This is a genomic window from Mobilicoccus caccae, from assembly GCF_030161635.1.
In the GTDB taxonomy this organism is placed as follows: Bacteria; Actinomycetota; Actinomycetes; order Actinomycetales; family Dermatophilaceae; genus Mobilicoccus; species Mobilicoccus caccae.
The window spans coordinates 3,732,141-3,747,508 of sequence record NZ_BSUO01000001.1; the positions used below are offsets into that span (position 1 = coordinate 3,732,141).

Sequence of the window (15,368 nt, forward strand, 5' to 3'; positions counted from 1 at the left end):
CGTCTCGAGCGGGCCGGGCAGGGTCACGGTGCCCGATCTCACCAACTACGAGCAGTCCCTTGCCAGCGGCCGCCTCGAAGGGTTGGGTCTCGCGATCGGGAAGATCCAGAACGTCGACAGCATGAGCGTGGACCAGGGCAAGGTCGTGTCGACCGAGCCCAAAGCCGGGGAGAAGGTCGCGGAGGGCTCCGCGATCAAGCTCAACATCAGCACCGGACGGGTCGAGGTGCCCGAGGTCATCGGCATGTCGGAGTCGCAGGCCGTGGAGGCCTTCGCCAAGGTGGGGCTCCGTGCCGACGCCCAGTCGAGCTACAGCGACAGGAAGTCGGGCACGGTCATCGACCAGGCCTACCCCAAGGGCACCAAGGTGCCGGTGGGCGACGTCATCAGGATCTCGATCGCCCGGCCGCGGCCCGCGCCGACGACCGTCACCACGACGGCCACCGTCACCCAGACCGCCCCGCCCGGCACCACACCCACCGACGGGCAGACCACACCGACCGACGGTGAGACGCCGCCTCAGACCCCGCCCGAGGACCCGGCCCAGACGGGCTGATCAGGCTGCGAGCGGATCGAGGCGGGCCACGACCGGGGCCGCGCTCACTCCGAGCGACGGATGAGCGGAGTCAGGCCCCGGGACGCCTCGACCGCCCCGATCTCGCCGCACATCTCGAGCCAGTTGGCGAGGGTGAGGTAGCCGCCCTCGGTGAGCACGCTCTCGGGGTGGAACTGCACGCCGTGCAGGGGCAGGTCGCGGTGTCGGACTCCCATGACGATGCGCCCGACCGGGGTATCGACCCAGGCGTTGGCGATCAGCGTCTCGGGCAGGGTCCCCGGTTCGATCGCGAGGGAGTGGTAGCGGGTGGCGACGAACGCCCGACCCACGCCGCGCAGGACGCCGGTGTCGTCGTGCTCGATCGTCGAGGTCTTTCCGTGCACCAGCTCCGGGGCGCGATCCACCACGCCGCCGTGGACGACCGCCAGCGCCTGATGACCCAGGCAGACCCCGAGCATCGGGACCGAGCGCCGTCCGCACTCCTCGATGACCGCCATCGACGAGCCGGCCCCCTCCGGGGTACCGGGTCCGGGGAGACGAGCACACCGTCGTAGTCGCCGACACCGGCCACGTCGACCTCGTCGTTGCGGACGACGTCGCACTCGGCGCCGAGGCGGCGCAGGTAGCCGACGATCGTGAAGACGAAGCTGTCGTAGTTGTCGACGACGAGGATGCGGGTCACGGGGTCCTCATGCTGGGGGTCGGAGTGGCGCGGCCGGTGGGGGTCGCGGGACGCGCCGCCCTCGCGGGGGTGTCGTCGTCGCGGACCGTGCCGGCCGGGCGTGGTCGAGATCGACGGTACCGGTGTACCCGCCGAACTCCACGTCCAGGTGTTCGACCTGGTAGCCGAGGCCGAGACGGTCGACATAGCTGCGGTAGAGGGCCACCGCGGGGTCGGCGTCGAGTCCGGCCTGCAGTGCGCGGGTGTCACCGATGGCCGTGATGACGAACGGTGGGGAGTAGACGCGCCCGCCGAGGATGAGGGTGTTGCCGACGCAGCGGACGGCGCTGGTGGAGATGACGCGCTGGTCCTGGATGGTCATCGCCTCCGCTCCGGCGACCCACAGGGCGTTGACGACGGCCTGCACGTCCTGTTGATGCACGACGACGTCGTCGACGCTCACCCCCTCGGGCAGAGAGTCGGCCGTCAGTCCGGCGTCGTCGAGACTCACCCGGACGGCGGGTCCGGCGACGGCGGTCATCCCGCCGGCCTTCTCGAGCTCGGCCTGTTCGCGGCGCAGGCGCGCGAGTTCGGCACTCTCGGGGAGGGCGGCCTCCATCGCGCGGACCTCTTCGCGCAGTGCGGCATTGGCGCGGGTTCCCCGGTCCACGGCGGACGCCTGGTCACGGATGAGCGCCGGCAGACCGACGTCGGCCCCCCGCAGATCGGTGCCCCGGGCGGTCACGGCGCTCGTGGCGAAGAGCAGACCGGCGATCGCGGTGATGACGGGCACGACCACGGTCCAGACCGACCGCCGGGCACGCGTGGGAGACCGGGTCATGCAGTCCTCCCGTCGTGCCGATGCCGTCATGGCCAGTATGAAGCCCTACCCTGGACGCAGACCTCGGGCGGTGATTCGACCTGCCCGTGCTGCGTTCGAGCGCATCGAAAGTCAAGCCAGGGAGAGCACGTGGGTAGCAAACGGGCGAAGAGGAAGGCCGACAAGGCCGGCATGACCGACGCGGAGGCCATCGCGAGGGGGCCCAAGCCCAACCCGCCGTGGTACGTGCCGCTGATGCTCGGCCTGATGATCGTCGGCCTGATCTGGATCGTCACCTTCTACCTCACCCGGGGCGAATTCCCCGTCCAGCCGTGGGGCAACTGGAACCTCGCCGCCGGCTTCGGTCTCATCATCGCCGGGTTCCTCATGACGACGAACTGGCGCTGAGCCAGACCGGAAGCACGTCGGCACACACGAAACGCCGCACCCCATCAGCTGGATCCACCGCTGACCAGGGGTGCGGCGTTTCCACGTGTCTCAGCGCCTCTCCCGCATCATCACGAGGCGGCCGGTGTGGGCGACTGCAGAGTTATCCACAGGGTTTTCCCCACCTGGGGATGAAATCACACGCGTGTAATCACGGGGATGTCGTTACTGGAGATGCTCGATGAGCACACCCAGCGCCCGGCCGTTGACCTCGTACTTGATCCATGCCGTCACCACCAGACCGGCCGCCAGGACGATCAGGGCCGGCCATTGCGCCTTGGTCCGTCCGGGTCGCGCCGTGAAGAACATGAGCCCGGCCGCCACGAGCCCGACGACGGCTCCACCGAGGTGGGCCTGCCAGGCGATGTTGGGGTAGACGAACGGCAACGCCAGGTTGATCGCGAGCAGGACCACCATGCCCGCCACCGGTGCGCCGGTGCGCCGCAGGACGAGGAAGGCCGCCGCGAAGAGGCCGAACACCGCCCCCGAGGCGCCGACCATCGACTGCGTCCACGCGAAGACCGACGCCTGAGCGGACAAGTCGAGCGCGGGGACGAGCATGAGGGATCCCACCGACCCGCCGAGCGCGCTGAGCAGGTAGAGCGCGACGAATCGGGCCCGGCCGAGGAAGGGCTCGAGGAACTGCCCCATGACGTAGAGACCCATGAGGTTGAACAGCAGGTGCGTCGCGGAGGTCGGGCTGTGGAGGAAGACCGACGTGAGAAACCGCCACGGCTCCACGTACCCGCCGAGGGGTAGAAGTCGCCGGCCTCCGTCACGGCGGGCATCAGCCACTGGAAGGCATAGACGACGGCACAGATCCCCGCGATCGCGTACGTCACGACCGGCTTGGGCGGGCGGACGCGCACGGCGTCCTCGCTCACCGGGGGCCTTTCAACGGATTCGTCCTTGGCGTCGTCCACCCCTCCAGTCTCGACCACTCACGCACCCCCGCACCACACGAGACGTCGGAGGAGGTCAGAGCAGCGCGTCGAGGTGATGCGCGACGACCCCCGTACACACGACGGCCCACCGCCGAGGGTGGGCCGTCAGGTGTTCTTGGCGCGCAGGTGCGCACGCGTCACTTCTGGACGGTGACCTTCTCGATCACGACGTCCTCGTTCGGGCGGTCCATGCGTCCGGTGGGCACGGCGGCGATGGCGTCGACGACCTCGCGGCTCGGGCCGTCGGCGACCTCACCGAAGATCGTGTGCTTGCCTGCCAGGTGCGGCGTGGGCGTGACGGTGATGAAGAACTGGGAACCGTTGGTGCCCTTGCCGCCTCGCTTGCCCGCGTTGGCCATGGCCAGCAGGTAGGGCTTGGAGTAGTCGAGGTCGGGGTGGATCTCGTCGTCGAACTCGTACCCCGGGCCACCGATGCCCTGACCCAGCGGGCAACCACCCTGGATCATGAATCCGGAGATGACGCGGTGGAAGATGAGGCCGTCGTAGAACGGGGTCGGGTTGGTGCGACCCGCGTCGTCCTGGTACTCCTTCTCGCCCGTGGCGAGGCCGACGAAGCTCTCGACGGTCTTGGGAGCGTGGTCGGGAAAGAGGACGATGTTGATGTCGCCCTTGTTCGTGTGAAGGGTCACGTTCATGAAGGCCATCCTTGCAGACGCCACCGACGACAGCCATGTCCGGTGCCCCTCCGTCGCCCCCGGGACACGGCCGTTGTGGGCCCCTCGTTGGGCAGGATGGGTGTGGAGAGGGCAGGATGGTGCCCAGACCGGAATCCACGGCAAGGAGGACAGGTGTTCACGCGTAAGAAGAAGAAGATCGAGGTCCCGACCATCGAGACCCGCACGGTCACGGTGCCGACGGCCCAGGGGATCAAGGACATGATCACGCCGGCCGTCGCCTCCGCTGCTGCGCTGGCCAAGGACTACACGCACGAGGCCTCCGACTGGGCCAAGCCCCGCCTCGAGCAGGGTCGCGCCATCGCCGAGAAGCAGGCCTCCCAGGCCAAGGACCTCGTCGGCGACAACGCCAAGTTGTCCGAGCTGATCGCGGCCGGTTCGGCCGCCCGTGGTGAGGCCGCCCGTCGGAGCCACGACGCCGCGCTGGTCCTCCGGGGCGACGCCACGATCAAGAAGGTCAAGCACCAGAAGGGTGGGGGCATCGGCAAGCTGTTCCTCAACCTGGGTGTCCTCACGGTGCTCGGTGCTCTCGCGGCCGTCGTCGCCCAGAAGCTGCAGCAGCCCAAGGACGACCCGTGGGCCCGTCCGCTGACCGACCCGTACGTGGCCCCGGCCACCGGGCGTGACGCCACCGTCGCCGGTGGTGAGGGCGTCGAGGTCACCGAGGTCGACGAGACCGCCGACATCACGCCGGCCGCCGGTCAGGTTCCGACCGCGACCGACACCACGACCTTCCGCACCCCGGGCGACGTCCGCAACGAGGGCGAGAACCGCGCCTGAATCGCGTCACCCACAACACGCAGAAGGGCCCCGCCGAGCACATCGGCGGGGCCTTTCTCGTGCGCTCAGCGTTCGTGGACGGTGATGTCGAACGCGTACTGGTCGGCGCGGTAGCAGTGGTCGCCGAACTCGACGGCGGTGCCCTGCCCGTCGTAGGCGCGGCGCGTCATGGTCAGCAGGGGGTCGTTGCGGCCCAGGCGCAGGAGCCGCCGTTCGCGCGCGTCGGCCCCCGGGCACCGATCGTCTGGTGCGCCACGACCGGCTGACGACCGCGGGCGCGCAGGAGGGCGTACAGGCCTTCCGCCTCGAGGGATTCCCGGGTGAGGTCGCCGTACTCCGGCGGCAGCCAGTTGCGCAGGACGGCCAGGGGGCCGTCGTCGGCCGAGCGGAGTCGGGTGATCGCGACCAGCCCCGCGTCCGGCGCGAGGCCGAGGGCCTCGGCGGCACGTTCGTCGACCACGCCGGTCTGTAGTTCGAGGACCTCGGTCGAAGGCGTCCGGCCGGCGCGCACCAGGTCCTCGTACAGGCTGGTGAGCTCGTCACGCCGGTGGACGACCTGATTGGCCACGGTCGTGCCGATGCCGCGTCGCCGCACGAGCAGACCCCGTGAGACCAACTCGGAGATCGCGCGTCGGACCGTCGGCCGGCTGAGCCGCAGCCGCTGCGCGAGCGCCAACTCGTTCTCGAACGGGTCTCCCGGCTTGAGGATCCCGTCCTCGATCAGGGCCGTGAGCTGTTCGGAGAGTTGGTGATACAGCGGCACGGGACTCGTCCGGTCGATGACCACGGGTAGGGGGTCGGTCATGTCAAGAGGTTAACTCAACCACTCAAACTCCGCCTGACCTCGCGCGATGAGACTTTGTTCTAACAATTGATTGACATGACCGCGCGGGTAGGCAAGGCTGGGCACGACATCACGACCGGCGAAGGAGCTCCATGTCACCCGATCTCGTGGCCATCGGCAGGATCGGCGTCGACATCTACCCCTTGCAGACGGGGGTAGGTCTCGAAGACGTCGACACGTTCGGCAAGTTCCTCGGTGGCAGTGCCACCAACGTCACCGTCGCCGCCGCACGCCTCGGACATTCCGCCGCCATCGTGTCCCGCACCGGCGACGACCCCTTCGGCCGGTTCGTCCACCAGGCGCTGCAGGGTTTCGGGGTCGACGACACCCACGTGCGTCCGGTGGACGGCCTGCCCACCCCGGTCACGTTCTGCGAGATCTTCCCCCCGGACGACTTCCCGCTGTACTTCTACCGGTTCCCCACGGCGCCCGATCTGTCGATCGAGGCGGAGGAGATCCCCGTCGACCTCGTGCGGGAGGCCGGGGTCTTCTGGGCCACGGTGACCGGCCTGTCGGAGGAGCCGAGCCGGTCGGCGCACCACGCCGCGTGGGTGGCGCGCGATCGGCGTGAGCACACGATCCTCGACCTCGACTACCGGCCGATGTTCTGGGAGTCCGAGGCCGCCGCGACGGCCGCGGTGGCCGAGGCTCTCGGGCAGTGCACGGTGGCGGTCGGCAACGCCGAGGAGTGCCGGGTCGCGGTGGGCGAGACCGACCCGCAGCGTGCGGCATCGGCGCTGCTCGAGCGCGGCATCGAGATCGCAGTCGTCAAGCAGGGGCCGCGGGGAGTCCTCGCCGCGACGGCCGACGAGCGCGTCGAGGTGCCGGCGATCCTCGTCGACGTCGTCAACGGGCTCGGCGCGGGAGACGCCTTCGGTGGCGCCCTGTGCCACGGGCTCCTCTCCGGCTGGGATCTGCGCCGGACCGTCCGGTTCGCGAACGCCGCCGGCGCGGTGGTGGCCTCCCGTCTCGAATGCTCCTCGGCGATGCCCACCGAGGACGAGGTCGAGGCACTCCTGGCCACCCGGGACTCCTCGTGAACGGCGCTCGCGACATCGACCTGGCCGGCCTCACCAGCACCCGGATGCATCACCCGGAGCGCGTCGCACAGCTCTGGGCCGCGCGTCGGCGGCGGAGCATCGGGCCCGGCTGCGACCATCTGCTCCTCGTGGCGGCCGACCATCCCGCCCGTGGCGCACTGGGCGTGCGCGACGACCCCATGGCGATGGCCTGCCGCGGTGACATGCTGCGCCGTCTCGCCGTGGCGCTGGCGCGACCGGGCGTCGACGGCGTGCTGGGGACTCCGGACGTCCTCGAGGACCTGCTGCTGCTCGGACTGCTCGAGGACAAGGTCGTCTTCGGATCGATGAACCGCGGCGGGATCGCCGGCGCCACCTTCGAACTCGACGACCGGTTCACCGGGTACGACGCGAGCCATCTCGCCGCGGCGGGACTCGACGGCGGAAAGATGCTCCTACGCATCGCACCCGACGACGCCGGTTCGGCCTCCACCCTCGAGGCCTGCGCACGGGCGGTCACCGATCTGGCCCGCCACGAACTGCTGGCGATGGTCGAGCCGTTCTGGTCGGGCCGTGACCGCAGCGGACGCGTCGGCAACCGGCTCGATCCCGACTCGGTGGTCCGCTCGATCCACGTGGCCGCGGGCATCGGCGCGACGAGCGCCTACACGTGGTTGAAGCTGCCGGTGGTCGACGACATGCAGCGCGTGCTCGACGCGACGACGATGCCGACGCTGCTGCTCGGCGGTGACCCCCGCGACGAGCCGGACGTGACGTACGACCGCTGGCGCGAGGCGTTGGCGCACCCGGTGGCCTGCGGTCTGGTCGCCGGCCGGACCCTGCTCTATCCCCCCGACGACCAGGTGGCCGATGCCGTCGACATCGCCTCGGCCATCGTCCATGCAACGAAGGTGAGGAACGCATGACCGACTGGTTCAAGCCTGCGCACACCACAGGCGACGACGGATTCGACGTCTCCGTGATCCGGCCGGGTGACTCCGGCTGGGAGCACACCGGTCTGCTCGTGGCCGATCTGGCCGACGGCGACTCCCGCACGGTGACGACGGAGGACTGCGAGTACATCGTGCTGCCGCTCTCGGGTGCGTCGACGGTGTCGGTGACGGCCGCGGGCGAGACGCAGCGGTTCGAGCTGGCCGGGCGCCCCGACGTGTTCAGCGGACCGACCGACCTCGTCTACGTTCCCCGGGACGCCGAGTTCACGGTGACGGCCACCGCCGGCGGCGGCCGGTACGCCTTCCCGTTCGCCAAGGCACGGACGGCGTTCCCAGTGGTCAAGGTCGAGGCCGGCGACGTCCCGGTCGAACTCCGCGGCGCGGGTCAGGCGAGCCGTCAGGTGCAGAACTTCGGCACCCCCGACACCCTCGAGGCCGACTCGATCATCGCCTGTGAGGTCATCACCCCCGCCGGCAACTGGAGCTCCTACCCCCGCACAAGCACGACGAGGACCGCCCCGGGGTCGAGTCGAGCCTGGAGGAGATCTACTACTTCGAGATGCGGGCGGAGCCTGGAGCGCCCGAGGGAGTCGACCCGATCGGATACCAGAGGGTCTACGGCACCGACGACCGACCGATCGAGGTTCTCGCCGAGGTGCGTAGCGGCGACACGGTGCTGGTGCCGCACGGGTGGCACGGTCCGGCGATGGCCCCGACCGGGTACGACATGTACTACCTCAACGTCATGGCCGGACCCGGCGAAGAGCGGGTCTGGTTGATCTGCGACGACCCGGCCCACGGCTGGGTACGCGACGCCTGGCCCGGCCAGGAGGTCGACCCGCGCCTCCCGATTCACGAGCTCCACTGACCCCCACCACTTCTGCCCGAAGGACGAACATGAGCCCCACCCGCATCACCCACCTCATCGGACACTCCTCGTGGGACGGCACGGCCGAGCGCACGAGCGAGGTCTTCAACCCCGCCACCGGTGAGGTCACCGGAACCCTGGACCTCGCGAGCAAGGCGCTCGTCGACGAGGTCGTCGCCAAGGCCGCGAAGGCGCAGAAGGAATGGGGCGACGCGTCCATCGCCAAGCGCACCCGCGTCCTGTTCGCGTTCCGTCAGCTCCTTGACGAGCGCAAGGAGGAGATCGCCAAGACGATCACCGCCGAGCACGGCAAGACCCACCCGGACGCCATCGGCGAGATCAACCGTGGTCTCGAGGTCGTCGAGTTCGCCTGCGGCATCGGCCAGATCCTCAAGGGCGGCTACAACGAGAACGTCTCGACGCGCATCGACGCGTACTCGATCCTGCAGCCCCTCGGTGTCGTCGGGGTCATCAGCCCGTTCAACTTCCCCGCGATGGTGCCGCTGTGGTTCGTGCCGGTGGCGATCGCGACGGGCAACGCCGTGGTCATCAAGCCGAGCGAGAAAGACCCGAGTGCGGTCAACCTCATCGCCGACCTGTGGCGCGAGGCCGGCCTGCCCGACGGCGTGATGAACGTCGTGCACGGCGACAAGGAGGCCGTGGACGCGCTGCTGGAGAACCCGACAGTGAAGTCGATCTCGTTCGTGGGGTCGACGCCGATCGCCCAGTACGTGTACGAGACGGGGACGCGCAACGGCAAGCGGGTCCAGGCGCTCGGCGGGGCGAAGAACCACATGCTGGTGCTGCCGGACGCCGACCTCGACCTCGCTGCGGACGCCGCGGTCAACGCCGGGTACGGCGCGGCGGGTGAGCGCTGCATGGCGATCTCGGTGCTGCTGGCCGTCGACACGGTGGCGGACGAGCTCATCGCGAAGATCAAGGAGCGCACCGCCACTCTCACCACCGGTGAGGGCATGGGCGACGGCGTGGACATGGGGCCGCTGGTCACGGCGGCGCACCGCGACAAGGTCAAGGGCTACATCGACGCCGGTGAGGCCGAGGGCGCGACGCTCGTCATCGACGGCCGCGAGGGCGAGTGGACCGGTGGTACGAAGGACGGTTTCTTCCTGCTGCCGACGCTGTTCGACGGCGTGAAGCCGGAGATGTCGATCTACACGGACGAGATCTTCGGTCCGGTGTTGTCGGTGGTGCGGGTGCACAGCTTCGACGAGGGTCTGCAGCTCATCAACGACAACCCGTTCGGCAACGGCGTCACGATCTTCACGAACGACGGTGGCGCGGCTCGGCGTTTCCAGCACGAGGTGCAGGTGGGCATGGTCGGCATCAACGTGCCGATCCCGACGCCGATGGCGTACTACAGCTTCGGTGGCTGGAAGAACAGCCTCTTCGGTGACACGCACGCTCACGGCATGGAGGGTGTGCACTTCTTCACCAAGACCAAGGCCGTGACGCAGCGCTGGCTGGACCCGAGCCACGGGGGCCTCAACCTGGGCTTCCCGCAGAACGACTGACGAGCGCGGGAGCACACCGCAACCCCAGACTGCATCGCAGAAGGCACCGTAATGGTCGTCATCACGACCATTCGGCTGCATTCTGCGATGCAGTTCTCGTTCTGCACGTCTCACTGGGCCCAGGGTGGCGTGAGTTCCGTGCCGTCGGCGATCCGCACCTGGCGCAGCCGCGAGGGTGACGCCGCGGTCGACGCGACGCTGAACCCTCGCCCACGCCGACCCCGGCCCCCGCGGACCCCTGGACCTATCCGACTGGACGTGAATCACAGCGGTCCAATGGTCCCGTTCGTGCCGAGATGCCCCGAGCCCGCAGCGTCACCGGCCTACCCTGAGAGCCACAGCTCACCAGGACAGGTCGGGCACCAGCCGGCGTCAGGCCTCCGTCACCCGAGGGGGCCACTGTGCCGCAGCACGATCGCGAAGAGTTGCGTCGACGTCGCCATGAGGCGCAACTGGGCGGCGGTGAGGAGGCGCGGGCAGCCCGGCGGGCCAAGGGTCTGCTGACCGCCCGTGATCGCCTCGACCGCCTCTTCCAGCGCAGCACGTTCCAGGAGTTCGGACTCCACGTCCAGCACCGGTGTCAGGAGTTGGCCGACAAGTCCCTCGCCGCCGACGGCGTCGTCACCGGAACCGGGTACGTCGACGGGCGCCTGGTGGCCGCGTTCGCCCAGGACGCCACGGTGTCCGCCGGATCGCTCGGCGAGATGCACGCCCGCAAGATCATCGACACGATGAAGACGGCCACCCGCAACGGCGTGCCGCTGGTCGCGTTCCAGGAGTCCGCGGGGGCGCGCATCCAGGAGGGTGTCGACGCGCTCTCCGGCTACGGCAAGGTCTTCTACCACAACGTCCTCATGTCGGGCGTCGTGCCGCAGATCGCCGTCATCTGCGGACCCTGCGCCGGTGGCGCCGCCTACTCACCGGCCCTCATGGACTTCATCGTCATGACGCGCGAGAACGCGTCGATGTTCATCACCGGGCCCGAGGTCATCAAGGCCGTCACCGGCCGCACCACGACCCTGGCGGAGATCGGTGGCGCCACGATGCACGCCGCGGTCAGCGGCAACGTCCACTTCCTCGCGGAGGACGACGACGACGCCATCCGCATCGTCAAGGAGCTGCTGAGCTTCCTCCCCGAACAACACCGAGGACCCGCCGCACGATCTCGCCGCGGACCTGCGCCTGGGTCGCGACGAGGGCATGTTCGATCTCGTTCCCGAGGACCCCTCGATGCCGATGGACGTGCGGGCCGTCATCACCCGCGTCGTCGACGACGGTCACCTGCTCGAGGTCCAGGCGGAGTTCGCCAAGAACCTCATCGTCGGGTTCGCCCGCATCGAGGGGATGGTCGTCGGCATGATCGCCAACCAGCCGACCCACCTCGCAGGCGCGCTCGACATCGACGCCTCCGACAAGGGCGCACGGTTCATCCGCTTCTGCAATGCGTTCAACATCCCGCTCGTCACCTTCGTGGACGTGCCGGGATTCCTGCCGGGCATCGAACAGGAGCGTGGCGGCATCATCCGGCACGGCGCGAAGATGCTGTTCGCCTACGCCTCGGGCACGGTGCCCAAGCTCACGGTGATCCTGCGCAAGGCCTACGGCGGGTCCTACCTCGCCATGTGCAGCAAGGAGATGGGGACCGACTACGTGTACGCCTGGCCCGGCGCGGAGATCGCGGTGATGGGTGGCGCCGGCGCGGCGAACATCCTCTACAAGAAGGAACTCGCCGAGGCGGAGGACCCCGAGTCCACGCGCACCGAGCTCCTCGAGCGCTACCGACAGGAGCACGCCACCCCCTACCGCTCCGCGGCCCGCGGGTACATCAACGACGTCATCGATCCCGCGGAGACCCGGGCCACGCTCGCGCTCAGCCTGCGAAAGACCTTGAGCAAGCGGGAGCTTCGGCCGACGAAGAAGCACGGGAACATTCCGCTGTGATCGGGCCCGCGAGGACGAGGAGGTCGACGTCATGATGCTGGAGACGACCCTGACCGTGGGGATCATCGTCGTGGTGGTGTCCATGCTCGTCGCCGTCATCATCCGCACGATGGTCGCCGTCCTCGGGCGGACGGGCGGCGCTGCGCCCCGACCGGTGACGACCTCAGACACGACTCCGGTGGCACCGGCGGCACACGGACCGGTCACCGCCGAGGGTCACGACCCCGTCCACGTGGCCGCCATCACCGCGGCCGTCGCCACGGCCTTCGACGACTCCGCCGTGGTCGTCCACATCGCGCCCGCCCGCGGCGCCGCCGGGTGGACCTCGGAGGCACGTGCGGCGCATCACGGGTCGCACAACGTGGAGCGACGCTCCCGATGAACCCGCACACCGACCAGGCCCGCCAGGGCGCGACCTGGGTCACAGAGACGAAACCAGGAGTGAGGACGCCATGCTGCGACACCTTCGTGTGACGATCGAGGGACACGCCTACGACGTGACGGTCGAGGACCTCACCGACACCGGCAACCAGCTGTACCCCGACCACCGGTCGATGGTCCCGACCAACGCCACCGCACCCGTGACGGCGCCGACGACGGCGCCCGCCCCGCTGCGCGCCCCGGTGGCTCCGAGACGTCGGCGGGAGCATCCGTCCCCGCAGGCGTGACGGCCGTCCTCGCCCCGATGAGCGGGGTGGTGGCCGAGATCTCGGTCGCCCCCGGCGATGTCGTGGAGGGCGGGCAGGTCGTGGCCGTCATGGAGGCGATGAAGCTCAAGAGCCCGATCGTCGTGGACACCCCCGGAACCATCGCCACCGTCGAGGTGTCCCCCGGCGACGCCGTGGCGTCCGGGGCCACCATCCTCACGCTCTCCTGAGGCGCCGACGTGGATCTCTCGGATCTCGGAGGCATCTTCCAGGGCGTCGGCACCCTGTTCCAGCAGGACCCCAGCGTCGCCATCGGACGCATCGTCCTGATCTTCCTCGGGTTCGGCCTCGTGTACCTCGGCAAGAAGGAGGTGCTCGAACCGCTGCTCATGATTCCCATGGGGCTCGGCATGTCGGCCGTCAACGCGGGGGTGCTCGTCCTCGGCGAGGGGCGAACGGGCACCCTGTTCGTCGATCCGCTGGTCAAGGACCCGGGCGACGTCATCAACGTGCTGCAGATCAACTGGCTGCAGCCCATCTACACCTTCATGTTCAGCAACGGTCTCATCGCGTGCCTGGTGTTCATGGGGATCGGGGTACTCCTGGACGTCGGCTACGTCATGGCGCGCCCGTTCCAGAGCATGATCATCGCCCTGTTCGCCGAGGCGGGCACGTTCGTCGTGTTCCCTCTGGCGTTGCTGCTGGGGATGGCGCCCGGCGAGGCGGCGTCCGTGGCCACCATCGGTGGCGCCGACGGCCCGATGGTGTTGTTCACCTCCCTCATCCTCGCGCCCGAGCTCTTCGTCCCCATCACCGTGGTCGGCTACCTCTACCTCGGTCTGGCCTACGGGGGATTCCCCTACCTCGTGCGGGCGCTCGTTCCCGCCAGGCTGCGCGGCATGCCGATGCCCCCAGGGCCGCAGCGGCGCATCACCGCAGGCCAGAAACTCGCTTTCGCCGTCGTCGTCTGCACGATGCTGTGCCTGCTGTTCCCGGTGGCGGCACCGCTGTTCCTGTCCCTGTTCGTGGGCGTCGCCGTGCGTGAGGCCGGGATCGTGCAGTTCCAGGAGCTGTTCAGCTCGGTGTTCCTCTACGGGGCGACGTTCTTCCTCGGCCTCACCCTGGGTGTGCTGTGCGAGGCGGGAACGCTGTTGAATCCCGTGGTGCTCAAGCTCCTCCTGCTGGGCGTCCTGGCTCTCGTCGTCTCGGCGATGGGCGGCATCCTCGGCGGGTACGTCCTGTACTTCGCGAGCGGCAAGCGCGTGAACCCGGTCGTGGGGATCGCCGGCGTGAGTTGCGTACCCACGACTGCGAAGGTCGCCCAGAAGATCGCCGGGCACGAGAACCCGGGCGCGGTGATCATGCCGGCCGCGCTCGGTGCCAGCATCAGCGGCGTCGTGACCTCGGCCATCATCGCCGGCACGTTCGTCGCCCTGCTGCGCTGACGGCGGATCACCGGTCGCCGGCGATCAGCGAGGTGCCCCACGCACAAACGACATCGCAGAATGCACCGTTCTGGTCGTCATCACGACCCTTCGCATGCTCTCTGCGATGCCGTCCACGAGGGGCGCCGACGACTACCGGGATGAGCCACTCGTCTGCCTGGCGACCAGGTGCGGCTGGATCGTGACGACGCCGACCTCCGCGGTGGCGTCGTCCGATGCCCGGTCCGGATCGGCCGACGTGCCCGGCACAGCCGATGAGCGAAGCGCATCACGATCGGCGCGGGTCGCGAGACGCCGCAGCGCCACCTCCGCCAGGGCGCGCGGGTCCTGGGACACGCTGGTCAGGCCGATGGTCGACAGCGCCGCGGTGCGGGTGTCGTCGTATCCGACGACGGCGAGGTCACCCGGGACGTCGATCCCGGACGCCCGGAGGGTGAGCAGCAGGCCGATGGCCGCCATGTCGTTGTAGGCCACGACCGCGGTCGGCCTCGCCGATGCCGTGAGCAGGCGTTCGGCCGCGGCGATCCCGGCCTCCTCGGTGGTACCACCCCGCTCCACCCGCGGATCGAGGCCGTGCGCCCGCATCGCCGTCCGAAACCCTGCGGCACGCTGGGCGGTCATGACCCCGTCACCGCCGTCGAGGTGGACGATCTCGCGGTGTCCTCGCTCGACGAGATGGTCGACGGCCAGGGCCATCCCGGCGCGCTCGTCGGTGGCGACCGTGGCGACACCGGCGACGGCGAGCGGGGACGCCAGCGCCACGACCGGCACCGACGCCGCCCAGCCGGCCAACACCTCGCCCTCGACGTCGGGGCTGACGAGCACGAGGGCCGAACACCGGTCGCGCAGCAGCGATTCGACGGCATCCGCCACGCCGCGTGACGTCGTCACGGCCGACAGCACCAGGTCGACACCGGCCGGCGCGGCCGCCTCGTACAGGGCCTCGACCACGTCGGCGTGGAAGGACTGCGCCGGGCTGAACGTGACCCCCACGGCACGTGGGTTGTGCTCGCGCAGCAGTCGGGCCCGGTGGTCGACGCGGTAGCCCAGGCGTGCGGCCGTCTCGGCCACCCGCTCCCGCGTCGCCTCCGACACCCCGCGCTCACCCCGCAGCGCCACCGACGCGGTCGAGGTGGACACCCCGGCCGCCCGAGCCACGTCGACGATCGTCACGCGTGACGCCACGAGACCCCTGAGCACATCGATGTCGAAGTTC

At 69.6% G+C, this 15,368-nt stretch carries 14 protein-coding genes and 4 pseudogenes; 12 read left to right on the plus strand and 6 right to left on the minus strand.

The annotated features are described in order from the left end of the window. Positions 1 to 28: 28 nt before the first annotated feature. Positions 29 to 556 carry a PASTA domain-containing protein gene (locus tag QQK49_RS18250; protein WP_284305217.1) on the plus strand — a complete coding sequence of 176 codons (528 nt, stop codon included), beginning with the start codon at positions 29 to 31 and terminating at the stop codon, positions 554 to 556. Positions 557 to 600: 44 nt separating this feature from the next. On the opposite strand, the pseudogene QQK49_RS18255 reads toward QQK49_RS18250, so the two are convergent. Both QQK49_RS18255 and QQK49_RS18260 read right to left on the minus strand, forming a co-directional pair. Continuing rightward, positions 601 to 1,238 (minus strand): annotated as a pseudogene (locus tag QQK49_RS18255) (glutamine amidotransferase-related protein). Positions 1,239 to 1,245: 7 nt separating this feature from the next. Continuing rightward, positions 1,246 to 2,058 carry a DUF881 domain-containing protein gene (locus QQK49_RS18260; protein WP_284305218.1) on the minus strand — a complete coding sequence of 271 codons (813 nt, stop codon included), beginning with the start codon at positions 2,056 to 2,058 and terminating at the stop codon, positions 1,246 to 1,248. A gap of 129 nt (positions 2,059 to 2,187) precedes the next feature. On the opposite strand from QQK49_RS18260, the gene QQK49_RS18265 reads away from it, so the two are divergent. Next, complete coding sequence (locus QQK49_RS18265; RefSeq protein ID WP_284305219.1) at positions 2,188 to 2,445, plus strand: cell division protein CrgA; 258 nt, start codon at positions 2,188 to 2,190, stop codon at positions 2,443 to 2,445. A gap of 204 nt (positions 2,446 to 2,649) precedes the next feature. Here QQK49_RS18265 and QQK49_RS18270 read toward each other — a convergent pair whose 3' ends face one another. Beyond that, positions 2,650 to 3,279, minus strand: coding sequence for a rhomboid family intramembrane serine protease (locus QQK49_RS18270; RefSeq protein ID WP_284305220.1), 630 nt, complete (start codon positions 3,277 to 3,279; stop codon positions 2,650 to 2,652). 286 nt (positions 3,280 to 3,565) lie between these two features. Next, positions 3,566 to 4,084: a peptidylprolyl isomerase gene (locus tag QQK49_RS18275; protein ID WP_284305221.1), complete on the minus strand. Its 519-nt coding sequence runs from the start codon at positions 4,082 to 4,084 to the stop codon at positions 3,566 to 3,568. Between the two features lie 153 nt (positions 4,085 to 4,237). Between QQK49_RS18275 and QQK49_RS18280 the strand changes: the two genes are divergently transcribed. After that, positions 4,238 to 4,903, plus strand: a complete 666-nt coding sequence (locus QQK49_RS18280) for a hypothetical protein (protein WP_284305222.1) — start codon at positions 4,238 to 4,240, stop codon at positions 4,901 to 4,903. 65 nt (positions 4,904 to 4,968) lie between these two features. On the opposite strand, the pseudogene QQK49_RS18285 reads toward QQK49_RS18280, so the two are convergent. Beyond that, a pseudogene (locus QQK49_RS18285) lies at positions 4,969 to 5,708 on the minus strand (GntR family transcriptional regulator). Positions 5,709 to 5,839: 131 nt separating this feature from the next. Here QQK49_RS18285 and iolC point away from each other — a divergent pair. The 9 genes and pseudogenes from iolC to QQK49_RS18330 all read left to right on the plus strand — a co-directional run bounded on the left by iolC (position 5,840) and on the right by QQK49_RS18330 (position 14,152). Continuing rightward, positions 5,840 to 6,787 (plus strand): 5-dehydro-2-deoxygluconokinase, encoded by a 948-nt coding sequence (gene iolC, locus QQK49_RS18290; protein ID WP_284305223.1) that lies wholly within the window; start codon positions 5,840 to 5,842, stop codon positions 6,785 to 6,787. Positions 6,788 to 6,831: 44 nt separating this feature from the next. Beyond that, positions 6,832 to 7,692: a Cgl0159 family (beta/alpha)8-fold protein gene (locus tag QQK49_RS18295; RefSeq protein WP_284305949.1), complete on the plus strand. Its 861-nt coding sequence runs from the start codon at positions 6,832 to 6,834 to the stop codon at positions 7,690 to 7,692. Beyond that, positions 7,689 to 8,587 (plus strand): annotated as a pseudogene (gene iolB, locus QQK49_RS18300) (5-deoxy-glucuronate isomerase). Before QQK49_RS18295 ends, iolB begins: the two are co-directional and overlap by 4 nt. Before the next feature lie 29 nt (positions 8,588 to 8,616). After that, a complete protein-coding gene (locus tag QQK49_RS18305) occupies positions 8,617 to 10,119 on the plus strand; it encodes a CoA-acylating methylmalonate-semialdehyde dehydrogenase (RefSeq protein WP_284305224.1) in 1,503 nt (500 codons plus the stop codon). Positions 10,120 to 10,520: 401 nt separating this feature from the next. Continuing rightward, positions 10,521 to 12,060, plus strand: a pseudogene (locus tag QQK49_RS18310) (acyl-CoA carboxylase subunit beta). A gap of 31 nt (positions 12,061 to 12,091) precedes the next feature. Further along, the gene (locus QQK49_RS18315) at positions 12,092 to 12,442 is read left to right on the plus strand and encodes a hypothetical protein (protein WP_284305225.1); all 351 of its coding nucleotides are present in this window, start codon (positions 12,092 to 12,094) and stop codon (positions 12,440 to 12,442) included. A gap of 70 nt (positions 12,443 to 12,512) precedes the next feature. Beyond that, positions 12,513 to 12,728 carry a hypothetical protein gene (locus tag QQK49_RS18320; protein ID WP_284305226.1) on the plus strand — a complete coding sequence of 72 codons (216 nt, stop codon included), beginning with the start codon at positions 12,513 to 12,515 and terminating at the stop codon, positions 12,726 to 12,728. A 17-nt stretch (positions 12,729 to 12,745) separates the two neighbouring features. Next, the gene (locus QQK49_RS18325) at positions 12,746 to 12,937 is read left to right on the plus strand and encodes an acetyl-CoA carboxylase biotin carboxyl carrier protein subunit (RefSeq protein ID WP_284305227.1); all 192 of its coding nucleotides are present in this window, start codon (positions 12,746 to 12,748) and stop codon (positions 12,935 to 12,937) included. 9 nt (positions 12,938 to 12,946) lie between these two features. Then, positions 12,947 to 14,152: a sodium ion-translocating decarboxylase subunit beta gene (locus QQK49_RS18330; protein WP_284305228.1), complete on the plus strand. Its 1,206-nt coding sequence runs from the start codon at positions 12,947 to 12,949 to the stop codon at positions 14,150 to 14,152. Positions 14,153 to 14,284: 132 nt separating this feature from the next. Here QQK49_RS18330 and QQK49_RS18335 read toward each other — a convergent pair whose 3' ends face one another. Further along, positions 14,285 to 15,325: a LacI family DNA-binding transcriptional regulator gene (locus QQK49_RS18335; protein WP_284305229.1), complete on the minus strand. Its 1,041-nt coding sequence runs from the start codon at positions 15,323 to 15,325 to the stop codon at positions 14,285 to 14,287. Between the last annotated feature and the right edge of the window lie 43 nt (positions 15,326 to 15,368).